Annotated in this window: 14 protein-coding genes; 5 read left to right on the forward strand and 9 right to left on the reverse strand. The window is 43.2% G+C overall.

What is annotated here, in order from left to right; all coding sequences use genetic code 11:
- Positions 1-35 precede the first annotated feature (35 nt).
- Both ftsZ and MsAc7_RS04905 read right to left on the reverse strand, forming a co-directional pair.
- The gene (ftsZ, locus tag MsAc7_RS04900; RefSeq protein ID WP_338101811.1) at positions 36-1,157 is read right to left on the reverse strand and encodes a cell division protein FtsZ; all 1,122 of its coding nucleotides are present in this window, start codon (positions 1,155-1,157) and stop codon (positions 36-38) included.
- A 471-nt stretch (positions 1,158-1,628) separates the two neighbouring features.
- Positions 1,629-3,191: a proteasome-activating nucleotidase gene (locus MsAc7_RS04905; protein WP_338101812.1), complete on the reverse strand. Its 1,563-nt coding sequence runs from the start codon at positions 3,189-3,191 to the stop codon at positions 1,629-1,631.
- 516 nt (positions 3,192-3,707) lie between these two features.
- Between MsAc7_RS04905 and MsAc7_RS04910 the strand changes: the two genes are divergently transcribed.
- Positions 3,708-4,214 (forward strand): multiprotein bridging factor aMBF1, encoded by a 507-nt coding sequence (locus MsAc7_RS04910; protein WP_338101813.1) that lies wholly within the window; start codon positions 3,708-3,710, stop codon positions 4,212-4,214.
- A gap of 4 nt (positions 4,215-4,218) precedes the next feature.
- On the opposite strand, the gene MsAc7_RS04915 is transcribed toward MsAc7_RS04910, so the two are convergent.
- Positions 4,219-4,356 carry a hypothetical protein gene (locus tag MsAc7_RS04915; protein ID WP_338101814.1) on the reverse strand — a complete coding sequence of 46 codons (138 nt, stop codon included), beginning with the start codon at positions 4,354-4,356 and terminating at the stop codon, positions 4,219-4,221.
- Between the two features lie 273 nt (positions 4,357-4,629).
- Between MsAc7_RS04915 and MsAc7_RS04920 the strand changes: the two genes are divergently transcribed.
- The 4 genes from MsAc7_RS04920 (at position 4,630) to MsAc7_RS04935 (ending at position 10,731) form a co-directional block, all read left to right on the forward strand.
- A complete protein-coding gene (locus tag MsAc7_RS04920) occupies positions 4,630-8,007 on the forward strand; it encodes a hypothetical protein (RefSeq protein WP_338101815.1) in 3,378 nt (1,125 codons plus the stop codon).
- A gap of 231 nt (positions 8,008-8,238) precedes the next feature.
- Complete coding sequence (locus MsAc7_RS04925) at positions 8,239-8,934, forward strand: DUF5591 domain-containing protein (RefSeq protein ID WP_338101816.1); 696 nt, start codon at positions 8,239-8,241, stop codon at positions 8,932-8,934.
- Between the two features lie 82 nt (positions 8,935-9,016).
- Positions 9,017-9,826, forward strand: coding sequence for an A24 family peptidase C-terminal domain-containing protein (locus tag MsAc7_RS04930; protein ID WP_338101817.1), 810 nt, complete (start codon positions 9,017-9,019; stop codon positions 9,824-9,826).
- 92 nt (positions 9,827-9,918) lie between these two features.
- Positions 9,919-10,731: a hypothetical protein gene (locus tag MsAc7_RS04935; RefSeq protein ID WP_338101818.1), complete on the forward strand. Its 813-nt coding sequence runs from the start codon at positions 9,919-9,921 to the stop codon at positions 10,729-10,731.
- Between the two features lie 13 nt (positions 10,732-10,744).
- Here MsAc7_RS04935 and recQ read toward each other — a convergent pair whose 3' ends face one another.
- The 6 genes from recQ to MsAc7_RS04965 all read right to left on the reverse strand — a co-directional run bounded on the left by recQ (position 10,745) and on the right by MsAc7_RS04965 (position 18,553).
- The gene (gene recQ, locus MsAc7_RS04940) at positions 10,745-13,378 is read right to left on the reverse strand and encodes a DNA helicase RecQ (RefSeq protein ID WP_338101819.1); all 2,634 of its coding nucleotides are present in this window, start codon (positions 13,376-13,378) and stop codon (positions 10,745-10,747) included.
- A 162-nt stretch (positions 13,379-13,540) separates the two neighbouring features.
- Complete coding sequence (locus MsAc7_RS04945) at positions 13,541-13,834, reverse strand: hypothetical protein (RefSeq protein ID WP_338101820.1); 294 nt, start codon at positions 13,832-13,834, stop codon at positions 13,541-13,543.
- 434 nt (positions 13,835-14,268) lie between these two features.
- Positions 14,269-14,463: a 30S ribosomal protein S17e gene (locus tag MsAc7_RS04950; protein WP_338101821.1), complete on the reverse strand. Its 195-nt coding sequence runs from the start codon at positions 14,461-14,463 to the stop codon at positions 14,269-14,271.
- 479 nt (positions 14,464-14,942) lie between these two features.
- On the reverse strand, positions 14,943-15,623 hold the full coding sequence (locus MsAc7_RS04955) for an IS1595 family transposase (RefSeq protein ID WP_338103468.1): 681 nt from the start codon (positions 15,621-15,623) through the stop codon (positions 14,943-14,945).
- A gap of 239 nt (positions 15,624-15,862) precedes the next feature.
- Complete coding sequence (locus tag MsAc7_RS04960) at positions 15,863-17,125, reverse strand: diaminopimelate decarboxylase family protein (RefSeq protein ID WP_338101822.1); 1,263 nt, start codon at positions 17,123-17,125, stop codon at positions 15,863-15,865.
- A 207-nt stretch (positions 17,126-17,332) separates the two neighbouring features.
- On the reverse strand, positions 17,333-18,553 hold the full coding sequence (locus MsAc7_RS04965; RefSeq protein ID WP_338101823.1) for an ATP-binding protein: 1,221 nt from the start codon (positions 18,551-18,553) through the stop codon (positions 17,333-17,335).
- Positions 18,554-19,157 lie beyond the last annotated feature (604 nt).

The raw sequence follows: 19,157 nt of genomic DNA on the forward strand, positions 1-19,157 counted from the left end.
AAAGGAAAAAGAAGACCTTTTTCCGGTTTTTGAATTTATTCGACAAAGTCAATGCCATATTTCATGGCGATAGACGTGCCGCTGCCTTGTCCGTAAATTTGAGAGGATTTGACGCCGGTCACGATAATCATTGTTCTGATCTTGTTTTCGAGTTTCGGGTCGATTCTGGCTCCCCAAATGAGGCGGGCGTTTTGGTCAATTCTGTTGTGCACTTCTTGAACAACCGTTTGCGCTTCCTCAATGGTCATGTCCGGACCGCCGGTCACGTTCACGAGAGCGGAAGTCGCGTCGGAAATGTCAACATCGAGAAGCGGGCTTCTGAGCGCTTTTTGGATCGATTCGACCGCTTTGTTTTCGCCGGAAGATTCGCCAAGGCCAATCATCGCGACGCCGCCGTTTTGCATAATGGTGCGGATATCGGCAAAGTCAACGTTTACGAGTCCGTCTTCTGTGATGGATTCCGTAATTCCTTTCACGGCGCGCATGAGCACTTCGTCGCAAACCTTAAAAGCCGCTTGGAGCGGAAGTTTCGGAACCATTTCAATCAAACGGTCATTCGGAATCACGATCACAGTGTCGGCAACGTCACGAAGGCGTTCAAGGCCGGCTTCGGCATTGGATCTTCTGACACGGCCTTCGACCGCAAACGGCAACGTGACGACCGCAATCGTCAATGCGCCTGCCGCGCGGGCCGCTTCCGCGACAACCGGTGCGGATCCGGTACCGGTACCGCCGCCAAGTCCTGTGGTGATGAAAACCATGTCGGCGCCGTCAACCGCTCTTCGGATATCGTCCACGCTTTCAACCGCCGCGTCTTCGCCAACTTGCGGCAAACTGCCGGCGCCAAGGCCGCGTGTTTTCTTTTTTCCGATGAGGATTTTTTTGTTGGTTCCGATTTTTAAAAGGTGCTGCGCGTCGGTGTTCACCGCGTAAAGTTCAGCGCCGGAAATACCTTCCTCAAGCATTCTTTGAATACTGTTAGAGCCGCCGCCGCCGCAGCCGATCACTTTAATGTTGGTCTTTAAGCCTTCCAAAAAGGCCCGGAGTTCTTCATCAACATCTTCTCCGGCAAGATTGGTGTTGTTATAAGATTGGTAGCGGGGGTCGCGTTCCTCTCTGGCGGTACGGGCGAGTGCTTCTTCGACGATGGATTTCATGTGTGAACCTCTTATTTTTTCAAAATTGCGGACTGATTTTCTACCGATTTCGGCCGGTACAAAGTGGGCATCAGTCATTGAAAATTCGAATCATTGAATCAATGAAATGAGTTTATTATTTTTAAATCATCACAATTGACTTAAAATTTATCACAATATTAGATTATTGGTATTAATACTTTTTATTTCATTTTTAATGATTTTTAGAAATTTAATTCCAGACTATATATTCCCATGGTATAATATATGTTTTTTGATACATCAGCGCATCTGAACGAAATGCTTTGAAAGACACGAAACACGACCCCGAGTTTTGAAGACGCGAAAAGAAAATGTGTTGCCATAACGCGCGCGTCGGCGCTGCCAGAATAAAAGCAAAAAAGGTAAATAAAAAAAATTAAACAAAAAAACAAAAAAAGGAAAAGTAAAGGAATCACCGGCAAAACCGATGATTCAATTCCAACTTCTTATTTACAAGAACATATTTTCCGGAACCGGAAGCATATTTTCTTTCTTTTTGGAACTCATCACTTTTTCTTTGGCGTTGATGAAATCAATTTTCTCAATCGACAACTTTTCTTCGCGGACGGCAAACATGCCGGCTTCCGTGACAATGGCTTTTAAGTCGGCGCCGCTGGTGCCTTCCGTCATTTTCGCCAACTCTTTAAAATTGATTTCCGACGACAAGTTCATCTTTACGGAGTGGATTTTCAGAATCGTTTCACGGCCGGCTTCATCCGGAAGCGGAATGTAAACCATCCGGTCAAAACGGCCGGGACGGAGAATAGCCGGATCCAAAATGTCAAGCCGGTTCGTGGCGGCAATAATTTTCACATTGGTGCGGCGGCTGAATCCATCCATTTCGGCCAAAAGCTGCATGAGCGTCCGGTGAATTTCACGGTCGGCGCTGGTGGTATCATCCAATCTTTTGGAAGCGATGGAATCCACTTCGTCAATAAAAATAATCGACGGGGCTTTCTTTTGAGCCATCTCGAAAAGTTCATGAACCATTTTGGCGCCGTCACCGATGTATTTTTGAACCAATTCGGAGCCGACGACACGAATGAACGTGGCATTTGTTTTGTTGGCCACCGCTTTTGCAATCATCGTCTTTCCGGTACCCGGCGGTCCGTAAAGCAAGGCGCCTTTGGGCGGCTCAATACCGATGCGTTCAAAGATTTCCGGTTTGATGAGCGGCAGTTCCACCACTTCACGAATTTCACGCAATTGATCGGCTAAGCCGCCGATTTGTTCATAAGTCACATCGGACGCTTCGATAAGTTCCAAAGCCGATACTTCCGGCTCTTCCAGAATTGGAAGGATCTTTGCAATCGAAAAGGTCTGCTGGTTAAGCGCCACATTCGCGCCGGGCGACAGCTCCTTTTCCGTCATTTCAACAGGGGCGCTGACCACAAGCTGCGGGCCGGCGGAACTTCGAACAACAACGTTTTCGTTGTCAATCATTTTGACCACCGTTCCCAAGAGAAGCGGCGTTGTTTTCATGCGGTCAAGTTCAGCGCGCAGGCGTCGGGTTTCACGCTCAAAGTGAATACGTTCATAATCCGCCGTCTTCTTTTCGGTTTCCAAATGTTGGACCTTTTCGCGAAGGAGCGTATTGTCTTCGGCGGCTTTGACAATTTCATCGCGCACTTTTGACAAATCATTGCGTGTCTCACTTAAAATGTCTTTGACTGCCGTGATTTCTTTTCGAGAACGGTCCAGCATCCGCTTCAAATCATCTCTTTCTTCGGCCAACCTTTTGAAATCGTCTTGAACCTCACGGGAAAACGCCGTACTCTTTTCAATTTCACTCAAAAAAACCTGGCGTTCGGTCTCAAAATTTTCCTTTAAAATTTTGACTTCTTCCAGTCGCTGCGCTGAAATCGTTTTTGTTCTTTTCAGCAAAGTTTCCGCCTTTTTGAGTTCATTTTGAAGACGGGTAATTTCCTGACCGGAGATATCTTCCGACAACGGCTTTGCTTTGCCGGATTCCGAATATATGGGTTTATCCCTGGAATTGACCATATCTGCCATTTTTATCTCTCCTTTGTCACTGTTTTTGATCTGTTTTTCATGTTTATTACTGAATTTAATTTAAGTACACCAAATAAATTTGATAAATATATATGCCTTTCTCATTAACATTTGAATTCAACAGATTCACCAAACAAATCAAATAAATAAAACAATTCGATAAATAAAACATTTCAATAAATGAAACAGTTCAATAAATAAAACAGTTCAATAAATAAAATAATTCAATAAATAAAACAATTCAATAAATAAAACAATTCAATAAATAAAACAGTTCAATAAATAAAATAATTAATATATAATATCTCCTATAATAATAGATTTAATGAATCGTGAAAAGACTTGAATAACAATTCCGGTGAAATCTTAATGAAATCAAAATCATTAAATTGAAATAGAAATGAACCTTTTCATTCCCCGCTTTCCATTCATTTATATAATATGAAATACCGAAATGAATAAAATTAAAAAATTAAAGATAATCCAATAATAAAATAAAAACCAGTGATGAGTTCCATGGAAACAAAAGAATGTGAAATTTGCGGTAAAAAAATAAGAGGGGAGACGACCACAATCAAAATCGAAGGCGCTGAGTTTAACGTTTGTCCGGATTGTACGAAACTCGGTGTTGTTGTCGTTAAAAAGCAAACGATTGCGCCCCGCGTCAGTTCCGCCGCGCCGACAAAACATGTTAAAACTCCGGCCGGCGCCGGAAAAACCGCCAAAAACTATTTTGCCGGCTTGGATAATGAAATCGTTGAAGATTACGATGCCGTCATCAAAAAAGCGCGCGAAGCCAAAGGTTTGACTCAGGAAGAGTTGGCGCTTCAAATCAAAGAAAAAGCGCCTTTGATTAAGAAAATCGAAAGAAAAGAAATTCATCCGGAAGAAGCCGTCATTCAAAAATTGGAAAAAGCGCTCAACATTCGGTTGATGGAATCTAAAGAAACCGGCGAAACGTTCCAAAGCCATAAGAGCAGCGGCGCTACTTTGGGCGACATCGCTTTTGTGAAAAGAAAGTAATTTTTCAATTATTTTCTTTTCTTGTTTTCTTTTTTTTCTTGCTTTCCTTCTTTTTTTCTTGCTTTCCTTCTTTTTTTCTTGCTTTCCTTCCTTTTTTCTTGCTTTCCTTCCTTTTTTGTTTTTTATTATTTATTTTTTCCACCAGCTCGGCATGCGTTACAACGACACATTTTTTTAATTTGAGAGCCGGACCGTTTCTTATTTTTGTATTTCATCTGTTCAATTTATTTTTTCAAAAATATGACATATAGTAACATGAATCATCCATTTGGTTAACATAATATAAAATAGTGTAAAAAAAATTAATCGGTTCGACTACTATTTTTATATAATAGAATAATAAACCAACAAAATGGAATATATCGGAAAATTATTCATATATTCCATAAGAATAACTAAAACGGAACAGATAAATATGACTCAAAAACATTCAAAACGAATCTTTTTACTCGCCGCTGTCCTGGCGATTCTTTTTATCCTAACGGCAGCACCGGCATTGGCAAACGAGGCAACCGTTACAAGCGTAACGGACGCAAATTCAAACTTGACAACTTGGGCATCCTCCGGAACAGAACCGTTCATCCTGACATTAGATGCCGACAATTGGACCGATATCGGAACAATAACAATTCCGGCCGGAATCAATAATTTAAAAATCATAAGCAACAATGAAAGCAAGGAATTAGACGTCAGCATCGTCGCAGATTCCCGCACAACGATTTTGAACTTGACAATCGAAAACTTAAATCTAAACGTATCGATTGCACCCAACCGACAAGGCATTGACATCGACGGCGTCAACAATACCACTCTTTTCCTCGAAGGCAACAACACAATCCGGGGAGGAACTTCAGCCGGCATTCACGTCATCTCCGGTAACTTTTTGATAATCACCGCAAACGAATCTGTCAAAGACACGAATCACCTGAAAATTTACGGCGGCGCGTTCGGCGCCGGAATTGGCGGAAATTACCAAGAGGCAAGCGGAGAAATCGTCATCAACGGTTTTGTCGTGATTGACGAGGTAATAGGCGGCGGCGCTGTAATCGGTGGCGGCGGCGCAGCAATCGGTGGCGGTGGCGGCGGCTTTGGTCGCGGCGGAGCCGGAAATGTTACGTTATCAGACACGGTAACAATTATAACAGCTGCAGGTGGCGACGGTGATGGCGACGGTGACTTTGCCGGTGGTGGCGGCGCGGCAATCGGTGGCGGCGGTAGCGGCTCCAACAGCGTCGGTGGAGCCGGAAATGTTACGTTATCAGATTCGGTAACGATTACAATGGCAACAGGCGGTGGCGGCAGCGACGACAGCGGTGGCGGCGCAGCAATCGGTGGTGGTGGCGGCGGCGACGGTGACGGTGGAGCCGGAAATGTTACGTCATCAGATTCGGTAACGATTACAATGGCAACAGGCGGCATCGGTAACAGCGGCGGCGCAGCAATCGGTGGTGGTGGCGGTGGCGACGGTGACGGCGGAGCCGGAAATGTTACGATATCAGACTCAGTAACAATTACAACAGCAACAGGCGGCATCGGTAACAGCGGCGGCGGCGCAGCAATCGGTGGCGGCGGCAGTGGCTTCGGTAGTGGCGGAGCCGGAAATGTTACGTTGTCAGATTCGGTAACGATTACAATGGCAACAGGCGGCAGCGATGACGGCGGCCTCGGTGGTGGCGGCGCGGCAATCGGTGGCGGCGGCAGTGGCTTCGGTAGTGGCGGAGCCGGAAATGTTACGTTATCAGATTCGGCAACGATTACAACGGCAACAGGCGGCAGCGATAACGGCGGCTTCGGCGGTGGCGGCGCGGCAATCGGTGGCGGCGGCGGTGGCGTCTTCAAAACCGGTGGAGACGGAAATGTTACGATATCAGACTCAGTAACAATTACAACAGCAACAGGCGGCATCGGCAACAGTGGCGGCGGCGCGGCAATCGGTGGCGGTGGCGGCGGCGGTGGCATCTTCGGAGCCGGCGGAGCCGGAAATGTTACGTTATCAGATTCGGTAACAATTACAACGGCAACGGGAGGCAACGGCGGCGACAGTGGCGGCGGCGGCGCGGCAATTGGTGGCGGCGGCAGCGGCTCCGACAGCGTCGGAGGAGCCGGAAATGTTACGTTATCAGACTCGGTAACAATTACAATAGCAACGGGGGGCGACGGCGGCGACGGCGGCGGTGGCGGTGCGGCAATTGGTGGCGGCAGCAGCAGCGGAGCCGGCGGAGCCGGAAATGTTAAATTATCAGGCTCGGTAACAATTGCAACAGCAACGGGCGGTGACGGTTTTGCCGGTGGTGGCGGTGGCGGCACGGCAATCGGTGGCGGCGGCGGTGGCTTAGGTAGCGGCACCGGCGGCAGTGACGGTGACGGCGGAGCCGGAAATGTTACATTATCAGACTCGGTAACAATTGCAACAGCAACAGGCGGCGACAGCCTTGCCGGCGGCGGCGGCGCGGTAATCGGTGGTGGTGGTGGCGGCTTTGGTAGCAACGGTGGAGCCGGAAATGTTACATTATCAGACTCGGTAACAATTACAACAGCAACGGGCGGCAACGGCAGCGGTAGCAGCGGCGGCGCAGCAATCGGTGGGGGTGGCGGCGGCTTCAATAGCGGCGGCGGAACCGGAGAGGTTACAATAAAAGGTGGAACCGTCATTGTCACACCGGCCGGCAGCCATTACGCAATCGGCGGCGGAGAAGGAGAAACGGATGGAACTTCAACAATCGTCATTGACGGCGGAAGCATTCGCACAACAGCGGGAACGCTTCTCGGAGGAACGCCAAAAAACAGCGCCGGAAATGTTGTTGAACCTTACATCATAGACTTGGGTCCTGAAAACGCAAACAAGCGTTATAACATGACAAACACGGAAGTAACGCCGAATTGTGCCTTTTCCTCATACACAGATGAAAACGGAAGATTGCATTTGTACAAAACATCGGCCGGTTCGACGATTATAACGGGAATAATAACACAACCGGAAAACGCGACGGCTTTTGAAGGAAACGACGCTTCGTTTTCAGTCACCGGCACGCTTCCGACCGGATGGACGTATCAGTGGCAGAAAAACATCTCCGGAACTTTCACCAATATCACCGACGAAGTCGGACCTGAATTGATAATCGACGACGCCGACAAAACAAATGATGACGGACAATACAATGTGTTGGTCAAAAACGGCACCAATACCGTTTCAACATCCGACGCCGTTTGGCTGACAGTTCTCGCTCATCCCGTCAACCAAACCATTCAGGAACAACATCCGGTAACGTTTTCGGTGGCGGACATTTCGGGTCTGTCTTATCAATGGCTTGTTGACAAAAACGATACAAACGGTTTTGTCGAGTTGACCGGCGAAACAAACGCGTCCTTGGACATTGACGCGCGTTTGAATATGACCGGCTGGAAATACAAAGTTCAAGTCACCGGACCCGGAATTGAGCCGGCAACGCCGATTGAATCCGATGCAGCGTACCTGGAGGTTGCTAAAACACAGACAGGCGGCTCCGGTGGCAGCAGCAGTGTGAAAGTTGTGGGCGGAACAAAAACCGGACAACAACAAAATGCAACGAGTGCGGCGAATGAAACGAACGGAACCGAAAACAGCAACGGAACCGGATCGCAAGTCGGAACGAGCAATTCAGAAAACCAAACCGGTTCGGAGCAAACAACGGGAGATGAGAATAAGGGCCTTCCGTCTTGGTTTTGGATTGTCGTCATCGTTGTCGTGATTGTGTTAATCGGCAGCGTTGCGTATTGGTATTTCTATAAAAGAAATAAAAACAAAACAGATTGAAAAAAATGTGAAAACGAATTGCCGGCAAAGGCGAAAGCTTCTGCCGGTTTTTTATTTTTTTTAAGATTGTTGGAGTTTTTGAATTCCATTGATTTTTTCAAATAAAAACAAAAATTATCCTGTTTTTTATTGAAATTTGAAGGAAATGTGTCGGCTGTAACGCGCGCATGGTCTGCCCGCAAAACCACCGCCCTGAGAATATTAATACAAAGAACGCGTAAATCCCCGATCATGTCTCGTATTATTCCCGAAAATGAGCGGTCAGCCGAACCGCTGGACACGGAAAACATCATCCACCATCCGGATATGGTCCGCGCAAACGACTGGGTCGTTTCCGAATATGAAATTCCGGTTCGGAAAATTTGTATTTTTGTGCCGTGTTCCAAGAAAAAACCGTACCATGAAAGCCCGTCCCACCGGCAGTTTGACAAAGTCATTTTTTCAATGCTGGAACAAGACGACGTCCACATTGTGACGTTTGGCACCTGCGGGGTCGCGCCACGGGAACTGGATATGGAATATCCGTTTATGGATTATTCGTTCATGATGGGAAAATGCAACGTAGCGAAAGTGAAGCGCGATTTTTTAAAAACCGAAACAAAACGGCTGGCCGATTATTTAAACCGGACCAAAGACAATTACGAATTCCGGATCGCGTATTGCATCGGCGATTTCCGGGAAGCGATGACGCGGGCGGCTGAAGAAACCGGCATCGATATTTTGATTGTGCCGTCGGATGAAACGATTCAAGAAAACATTCAACCGAATAAGAAATTCGTTTACAACAGTTTGTCCTGCCCGGATTATTTGGACGATTTCGGAAACGCTATTCGAAAAGCGATGGGAACGGCAGGGATTTCGCCGAAAGAAAACGCGGACGTCCAATGCGAAAGCGAAACGGACGACATCGAATGGTATGAATTGTGAGTTAGAAAATTAAAAACTGGAATTTTATCGATTAAAAAATTATTTAAAAACAAACAAATACTTTCTTCTTTTTTTGAAGGGAATGATCTCGCTGCCGGACCTCAATCAACCCTTTGAAATCAAAATCATTCTTTGTTTTTTATTTTTAACGGCCGCCTCGTTCCAAGACTTGAAAACGAGAGCCGTTTCCGATTCGGTATGGGTTAAACTACTTCTGTGTAATCTTCCGATTTTGATGTTTGAAACCAAAACCGTCGGACTTTCATACGCCGCCGCAATTTTCATTTCCGGATTGTTGATGGCAATCATCTCCGCCTCCTTTTTTTATTTGAAAATTTGGGGCGGCGCCGACGCCAAAGCTTTGATTTGTCTTTCCGTTCTGTTTCCGGCGCAGCCGGATGGTTTATTTTTGGACTCAATTCCGATAGCGACGCTTTCAAACTCGACCGTTTTTGTTTTGACCTTGCCGGTCTTTTTGTTTTTGAAAAATATACTTGATTTCAAAAAACGGCACGAAAAAATAAAACCAAAAGAGTTGCCGCTTTTTTTAACCGGATACAAAACAGACGTTTGGAATTTGATAAAAACTCAAACAAACAAAAAAGGGAACAAAAGGCTGAATTTATATCCGCTTTTGATAGAACGGTACGATTTTTCAAGTCAAAATCCACCGGTAACTCAAAAAGTGATCTTTTCGGGAATTGATTTTCGAGAGGAAGGAGAACAAAATTATGTTGAGAATTTGAGAAAATCCATCGTTGCCGGAAAAATTGACAAATACGGATGGGTAACTCCCGGAGTTCCGTATCTGATTCCGATTTCTTTCGGATTTTTAACGACCATCTGTTTTGGGAATTTATTTTTGAAAATAACTTTATTTTTATTCAAATAGATTTATATTTGTTAAATGCCATAAAATGCGGAACTGAACCGGAAAATCAAAATGAAAAATAAAAAGTAAAAAGCAAAATCGGAAGACATCCAATGAATTTTTTAGACAAACTCGGTCAAAACGAATCCAAAAAAACGAAAGTCATTCGCGAAGCCAACCGGAAAACACTCGGGTGGCGGGCAACGATTCTTGAATTAATTCTGGCATTGATTTTGGCGGCCGTTGTCGCCGGAATTTTACTTTACATCAACGTTGAAATCGAACCGACCAGCTTAATCAGCATTCTTCTGACATTTTTGCAAGTGACTGCCGCTCTTCTGGCGATTATCATTGCCAGCTTAACCATCATCGTATCGCTTTTCCCGGAACACGAAGAGAAAAAATACCGGCAGAAAGAAAAATATTATATTGAAACCGTGATGGCGCATTACAGAAACGCACTCGGATGTTTGATCACCATCATCAGTTTAATCTTTTCAATCATCGTCACTTCATCCATCCATCAAACCCGCGATATTACCGCCATCATTCTCAGCATTGCTGTTTTTCTCTTTTTGTACTCTCTCCTCCTCGCGCTTCGTTCTATTAAAGCGACGATCGTTTACGGATTTATCCAAGAAGATCCGGTTTTAACGGAAGAAATTAAAGAAAAAATCGCGCCGATTACGGAAAATTCCGACATTATCGACATGAAAGAAGAAATTCCGGAAGAAAAGAAAGAAGGGAAAGGAAAAGAGGAAGCGAAAACACTTCTGGAGAGCGAGGAGAAAAATAACGCGGTAAAAAGAGAAAACAGCGTCGAAAACTCTGAAAATAAGGTTAAGAAAACGGAAGAGAGGAAAAAGATGGCAAAACAAACCGTTGAAATGGAAAGAAAAAATAAAACAATAGAAAATAAAAAATAAAACAAAACGCAAATTAAGAAGAGCGGTCTTCCGGACATCTTTCACCGCATTCTTTCTTCATTTTTTGAATCAAAAATGCTTTTATCAAGCGGATTTCACCGTCTGTGCACACCACATCCGATTTTTCAACAATTGCCGCGGACTGCAAACGGTTCATAAATTCAATTTGAAATTCCAGGATTGTTTTTTCAATCGCCGCTTGCTTTTGATTTGAAATTAACGAGTTAAAACTATCAATCCGGCCGGATAAGATCAGTTCCTCAATGTGCGCCGTCACTTTTGAAACCGGAAGACCCCGGATTTCAGCAACTTCTCCAATGGAAAGCCCTTGAGAAAACAAACCCATTGTTTTGTTTAAATCGTCATCCGAAAATGATTCCGGCAAAATCGGAGAATCGCCGTCCGCCGCAACGTCAAAAGATTCAAGATTGTTTTCGGTCGGAGAAACAGCGGCATCTGTTTTTGTTTTTGGTTTGGGCACCGCCGGATCTTCTCCTAAATAATCGACAATTTCTTCAATAAACAGCCGCCCGTACTTGTGAAGTTTGTATTCCGCCACGCCCGAAATTTTCAAAAAGGAAACGTCGTCCGTCGGAAAATCGGTCGCCATTTGTTTGAGACTCGTGTCGGCAAAAATAATATACGGCGGCAGATTTTTGTCGCCGGAGATTTTCTTTCGGAGAACTTTAAGGCGTTCAAACAAAACCGGATCGAACGATCCTTTTTTGACGGCACGGACCGCCGGCTTTCCGAAAGAATCCAAAGACGACGTTTTTTTGGATTTGGACGAAACCTTTTCCGGAAGCGGAATTGAGATTGTCTTCGTTTCCGTTTGAACCACAGTCACCGGATTTCTTTCCAATTCTTCCGATAAAAGCGAACGCCGACCATTATAGACAATGGCGCCGCCCGATTCATTGAATTCCGTCTCTTCATTTTCGCCGGACTCAAAATCAAAATCAAAATCCGAAACCTCACCCCCTTCAAACAAAGATTCGGAATCAATGTCGTCTTCCGCATCCGACGCCGGAACCGAATAAGCCGGATTTGTATTTGTTTTGGAGATTTTGGAAATCAGCGGCTCTGTGAGTTCAACCGAAAGTGTTCCGGCTAAAATTTTCCGGCTTTTTTCATTCATCTTGACAATCGGATAACGTTCGCCGCTGACGCTGAGGCAGCCGGATTGAATCAGCTCGTTGCCGATTCTTTTCCATTCGTCCTTGGAAACGCTCTTTCCCAAACCATGAATTTCCAGGCGGTCGTGCCGGGATTCTTTCACTTTTTTGGTTCGGGCGCCGTACAAAACGTCAATCACATGCGATATGCCGAACTTTTGTCCGGTTTCGGAAACACAGCGAATCAACATCTGCGCCTGTTTGGTCCCGTCAAACTTTTCCCGTGGGCTGATGCAGGAATCGCAGTTGTTGCACGGCTCCGTTAAATTTTCCCCGAAATAGCGGAGAAGCGCGTTTCTTCGGCATTCCGTGCTTTCGCAATAATTCATAATTTGAGATAACTGTTGGAAAGCCAAATCGCGTTCCTTTTTGCTCGGTTTTTTTTCAATAAAGAACCGGATTTTATGCCAATCCCCGCGATTGAAAAACAAAATGCACTCGCATTCCAACCCGTCCCGACCGCCACGTCCTGTTTCCTGATAGTAACTTTCCAGATTCTTTGGTAAATCGTAATGAATGACGAATCGGACGTCGGGCTTATCGATTCCCATGCCAAACGCCACCGTCGCAACGATAACGTCCACATCGTCCCGGATGAATTTTTCCTGATTTTTGGAACGCCGGTCATCCGAAAGACCCGCATGATACGGAAGTGCTGAAAAACCGGCTTTGTTGAGCCGGTCCGCCAGCCGTTCCACGGATTCGCGGCTTTGGCAATAAATGATGCCGGATTTACCGCGGTTCTTTTTCAAATAAGAAATGATTTGCTCGTTCGGATCCTTTTTTTCAACGATTTGATAGGATAGATTCGGCCGGTTGAAGCTGGAAATTTTAATAACGGGATCCTTGAGATGCAAAACGGAAACGATATCTTTTCGGACCCGTTCGGTGGCGGTCGCCGTAAGCGCAACCATGCCAACGTCCGGAAACAACGATCGAAGTTCCGAAAGTTTCCGGTATTCCGGACGGAAGTCGTGCCCCCATTCAGAAACGCAATGCGCTTCATCAATCGCGAAAAGGCTGATGTTCGCTTTTTTGAGAAGTGAAAGCGTTCCCGACATCATCAGCCGTTCGGGCGCCATGTAAAGAATTTTTAAATCGCCTTTCATGAGCCGGTTTCGAACTTCCGCCGATTCGGAATCCGAAAGCGTGCTGTTTAAATATGCCGTCGGAATGCCGGCCGCAAGGAGCCCGTCCACTTGGTCTTTCATGAGGGAAATGAGCGGCGACACCACAATTGCCGTTCCTTTCATCATCAATGCCGGGATTTGATAACAAAGAGATTTACCGCCGCCGGTCGGCATGAGAACAAAAACGTCTTTTCCCGCCAAAATCGATGCGATCACTTCCTCCTGATTCGGACGAAAAGATGTGTAACCGAAGTATTTTTCAAGAACCGAGTGCATCTCCGATCTTGTTTTGGAAGGGATTTCAAGAATTGATGGGCGGTTTTCCGTTTGGATTTCTGACATTCTTCTCAACTTTACGCCTTATCTCTTAAAAGGGCTTTTGGTAAGCGGAGTGAAAGTAAAACGCAAGTTTTTGAAAAAAATGAAAAGTGGGCGGGATTTTGTCAGGCACAGCGGTATTTCATAAGAAAGAGACCTTCTTTCGGAAAATGTTTAGGAAAATGTTTAATTAATACGATAAAATTTGACAATAAAAATCAACAGCAAAAAGATGAGTGAAAAATCAATCAAGTAATAAAACCCTTTAATTTCAGGATCTTCTTCTTCTTTTGCAAAAAACCATCCGGAAAGACCGCTTAAAAGAATTGTCACCCAAAGCGTCCATTCCGACGTCAAAAGGTCATAAAACGGAATAATCGGCAGCAATATTCCGAAAATGAATGACAAAAGTTGATTTTTTGAAAATAAGGCGTAACAGGCTGAACCAACGAAAATGATAAATAAAATCAGTAATGCCAATAAAAAAACCAAACTGCTTGAAAAGGAATTATCATTAAGTCCTAAATGATATGCATGTGACAGAATAATGTAAAAAATAAAAAAACCAACAAATAAGATAATGTTGGTTTTTTGTGTTGGTTTATATTTCATTTTAAATGTCCTTTTACTTATCTTTTATATATCGCTGTTGCACATCCATTATTTACAGGAGAGGAACAAGTGTTATTTAATTGAATAACAAATTAGGTGTCAATGCAATCAAAAGATTTCCTGAAATCGAGCTATAAAAATACAAATTTTTTTTGTTCATTGATTACCCATAAATTGTTGCCTTATAGCCATTGATACCAACATAATATGAACACTTCATTGGCATTATAATAAAAAAGAGAAGACGGCTTCTTAAAAATTGAGCCGGCAAATGAAACAAAAAATAAAAATGAAAAAGAAAATCAGTATTTTGGGGCGCGTCTGACTTTTCTTGTGACGTAGCCGGCCACCTTGTTGCGGATGACTTTGCTTTCGATGGTGGTGTATTTTGTCACAAGGGCTTTGTTTTCGTCGAAGTCGCCGGTGAAAACGTCGCCGTACGTGTTTAAGAGTTTGAACGAAATGGTTTTGATGTTAGACTGTCTTATGTTTCCCATAATATCTCCTTCTGTGTCGGTTTTTAATTCTTTTATTTCGTTGAAATGATGAGCGTGATAAAAGTAAAGCTGCGGAATGTTTCCGACAGAATGTTATCTTTAAATTTATACCTTTTGATTTCGTGGAGGTCCTCAAATGAATTTCCTTATTTAAATAAATTCCGTTTCAAACTTTTGAATAATCTGTTGATTTTCGACGGAAAATACCGGGTCAGTTTTCGGCCGCACTTCTTATTTTCAATTTGCACCTGCAGTTTCCAGTTTCAATTTGCACCTGCAGTTTCCAGTTTCAATTTGCACCTGCAGTTTCCAGTTTCAATTTGCACCTGCAGTTTCCAGTTTCAACTGCATCTTCCGCACCTGTACTCAATCCATCACATCGCAATCCGATTAAACAGACGCAAAATGCGTCTGTTTAATCGGGACGGTTTGCTTGATTTTTTTCAAAAAAGTGCCAGTCGATTTATTTAATTTTAGGGTCATGATAAGAATAGAGGATTTTCTCTGACAATTTTTAGGATTTTAAGATATAAATCCTCATTCCTATAATTATACCTAAATTCACATTCCTTCAAGTAAAGATTAAAGTATCTTTTATCAATTCCTCTGTATTTACTCATCCTGGTTTTGGAGAATCCCCAGAATCCCTCAATCCCATTAATGTGACTTCTTCCATTGACGAATTCATATTTGCCATGATCTACTCGATAGTGTTTATCATATCCCACATCAACTAATCCATCATATCCATGCCAGTTGTCGGAATAAATAACGCTATCAAGATCAACTTTTCCTTTAATGATAGATTGTAATGTGGATTTAGAACAATCCGGAACAATTTCTGTGTAAACCTTCCCTTGCCGTTTCACCAATCCAAATACAATCGTTTTATTGCCGGCGCCGCGTCCTCTCTTTCCCTTTACACGTTTCGGGCCAAAGTATGACTCATCAACTTCAATTTCTCCTTGGAAGGGAGATTCCAATTTACAGAATTCGGCAATCCGCTCGCGGATTGCCATGAGGTATCGGTTGATCGTAATACGGCTGACTCCAACAATTTGGGATATTTGTGTTGCATCCAGATCCAAAGCAAAAAGCTTGACAATTTGACGAAATTTTGCTTCAGAAATTTTTGAACGATTGACATATTTGTTTTTCATATTCTTGAGCATGATTTGAACACCAAATTATATTTGTGTTCTTATCATGACCCTAATTTTATTCAAAAACCGCCAATGTTTTTCATGACAAAAAGAAAATGTGTCGCCATAACGCACGCGCAACCACCCGCCAAAAAAAGAAAAAAGCTGCGATCGGAGGGAGCAGCCGTTTGCGAAGCAAACTTACGGAAACGGACTCCCCCGCCCTTGAAAAATTCCGAAGCGAAGCGAAGGAATTTTTATTTGAAACGGTTCAATCCGTCCAAATCCAGCGTCGCGAAATAATCATCAACCGTCTCAGCCCGCCGGATTTCTTTGACGCTGCCGTCCGGACGCAGCAGAAGTTCGGCGGATCTCAGTTTTCCGTTGTAGTTGAATCCCATCGCATAACCATGGGCGCCCGTGTCGTGAATAACCAAAAGGTCGCCGCGCTCAACTTTTGGAAGCATTCGGTCAACGGCGAATTTGTCATTGTTTTCGCACAAGGAGCCGGTCACATCATATTTGAAATTCGCCGGCTGTTTCTCTTTCCCGAGTATTGTGATGTGATGGTAGGCACCGTAAATGCCGGGACGCATAAGGTTTGCCATGCAGGCATCAGTTCCGACATAATCTTTGTAAATGGATTTCAAGTGGCGGACCTGCGTCACCAAATAACCGTAAGGGCCGGTGATAACCCGTCCGCATTCCAAATAAACCTTCAAGGGTTTTAAGCCGTTTTTGACAATCGTGTCGTTGTAAGCTTTTTGAACGCCGGCAGCCACTTTGTCAAACGAAACACGTTCCTGTTCCGGCCGGTACGGAATTCCGATGCCGCCGCCCAAATTGACAAATTCAAAATCGATGCCGACTTTCTTTGAAATCTCGACGATCACCTCAAACAAAATACGAGCGGTTTCAATGAAATAATCCGGATTCAATTCGTTTGACGCGACCATCGTGTGAAGACCAAACCGCTTGACACCTTTTTTCTTGAGAACGGCATATCCTTCAAAAAGTTGTTCGCGCGTAAAACCGTATTTGGCTTCCTCGGGCTTTCCGATGAGCGCGTTTCCTTCTTTCAAGGGTCCCGGATTGTACCGGAAACATAAGATATCGGGAAGACCGGCTGCTTTTTCCAAAACTTCGATATGTGTGATGTCATCCAAATTGATGATCGCGCCGAGTTCCCGGGCCTTGACGAATTCATTCGCCGGCGTGTCATTTGAGCTGAACATAATGTTTTCACCCGTAATGCCGGCTTTTTCGGCCAACAAAAGTTCCGGAAGGGAACTGCAATCGGCGCCAAATCCTTCTTCTTGGAGTATTTTTAAAATATACGGATTCGGGAGAGCCTTGACGGCAAAGAATTCCTTAAAACCGTTCACGACCGTAAAAGCGCGCAGCATGTCTTTAGCGTTCGCACGGATGGCTTTTTCATCATAAATGTGAAACGGCGTCGGATAAGTTTGAATAATTTCTTCAATTTTTTCTTTGGAGAAAGGAAGTTCTTTTGAAACCATATTAAGGACTCCGATTGAGTTTTTAAAACTTTTTATTTAAAATTGATTTTCAGGATTTTTGACGGATTTTCAACATCAATCCTAATTGTGAATTGAAAAGTTTTGGTTCTTATATATTTTTATTCATTGCCGATTGATTGAAAATGTTGACTGAAAATGTTGACTGAAAATGTTGATTAAAAATTATTCTCATCATCTTTGATCGATTTAACTTAAATATTCATGTGCCGGAACCATTTTAACCGTCATTTTGTCTTTTTTGAATAGGTCCTTCTGATTGAGCGTCACAATTGTTCCTTCCTTCAAATTAAAGAACGACATCGCTTCCAAAAGTCCGCTGTATTCCCTTTCAAAATTCAAGTCGTCGATGGCATAACAAACTTGGACAACTTCCTTGGCTTTTCCTTTTTCAAAGACAACAAAGTCGCATTCTCCCTTTTCCTTGAAATAAAAAATCTCGCTGCTTTTGTGTTTGCGCCGCAAATGTAAATAAATCAAATTTTCAAATTTGTGCCCGATATTTTCTGTGTACGCGCCGGAAATTTCCGTGACCATTCCGGTGTCAATAGAATACACTTTTTTCGGATTTTTGGCTTGGGATTTGAGTGACCAACTGAATTGCGGCAAAAATTCGAATAAATACGCATTTTTAAAATAGGAAAAATATTCCAAAATCGTCGTACTGGATTTGATTCCGAAAATACCGGCCAGCTTGTAAGCCGAGACCAAATTTCCGATGTTTGACATTAAGTAAACCGCAAGTTTCCGAAGCGAATCCGCATCTCTGACCGAATACCGGACGGCAATGTCGCGCATCAAAATATCATCCACCAGAGCCGGCAAAATTGTGCCTCTTACATCCGGATCCTTCTTGACATATTCCGGCATTCCGCCAACTTTTAAATATTCTGCAAGCGAATTTTCATTTATTTCCAAATTTTTAAGCCGGACATATTCCCGATAAGAAAATGGAAATAATTCCATCGGTAAATGCCGTCCGGTCAAGCGCGTCCCAAGTTCCCGGCTCAGCAGGGACGCATTGGAGCCGGTAACAAAAACGGTAAACCCTTCGGTCAGCAACTGGCGGACAAAAATTTCCCATCCGTCTATGAATTGAATTTCATCAAAAAACAAAACATTGAGATGGCGACTGATAATTTCATCATAAAGCCTTGAAAAATCAGATGTTTCAAATTCGACCAACCGAATATCTTCAAAATTCAAATAAAACGCATCAGAATATTCTTTTTTGAGCAATTGAAGCAATAGCGTGCTTTTTCCACATCGTCGGATTCCTGTGACGACTGTTGCATAAGAATCTGAGACCGGAATCTCGATCAAAGATTCGCGACCCAATCCGGCATCTTTTTTTAAAAAAGACGACTTCTGTAAATCAATTGCCGCTTTAATCTGATCTTGTCTGAGCATATATTTTACTAGCCACTTAAAATATTTAAATTCATTCACCTGTAATGAATGAAATCATTCAATTGTATTGAATATTTTCAGTCATTTGGATTGGATAAGTTGAAAAAACAGGAGACGTTAACAGAATGAACAGATCGAAATCAAAAATAATAAATGAAAAATAGCAATGAAAAACAAATAGAAAAGGGTATTTCATTCATTATCGAAAGCAAACGAGTTCATTATCGGAAAAAAACGAGTTCGTCTATCAGAAATGAATAATTTCATCCATTTTTAATGAATGAATTCATCCATTAAAAATGGACGAATACCAATATAAGAATCGGAAGGATTATTTTGTTAATTGAATTTTTTGGAAGTGAGAGAGTTTCAATGGAATGAAGATTAACATTAAAAATCGAACGATATTTTTTAAAATAACTAAAATGTATTTGGGAGCAAAATTTTATTACGTTTGAGTATATAATGGGCTATTTCAAAAATTTCAATTTAATGAATTTGAATTGAATTTGAATTAAGGAAGTCATCTCATTATTTTTCCTTTGACTTAAAATCAAAGATTGAAAAATCTTGAAATATTATCTGAAATCAAATATATATGCTA

The organism is Methanolapillus millepedarum, from assembly GCF_032594115.1.
Taxonomy (GTDB): Archaea; Halobacteriota; Methanosarcinia; order Methanosarcinales; family Methanosarcinaceae; genus Methanolapillus; species Methanolapillus millepedarum.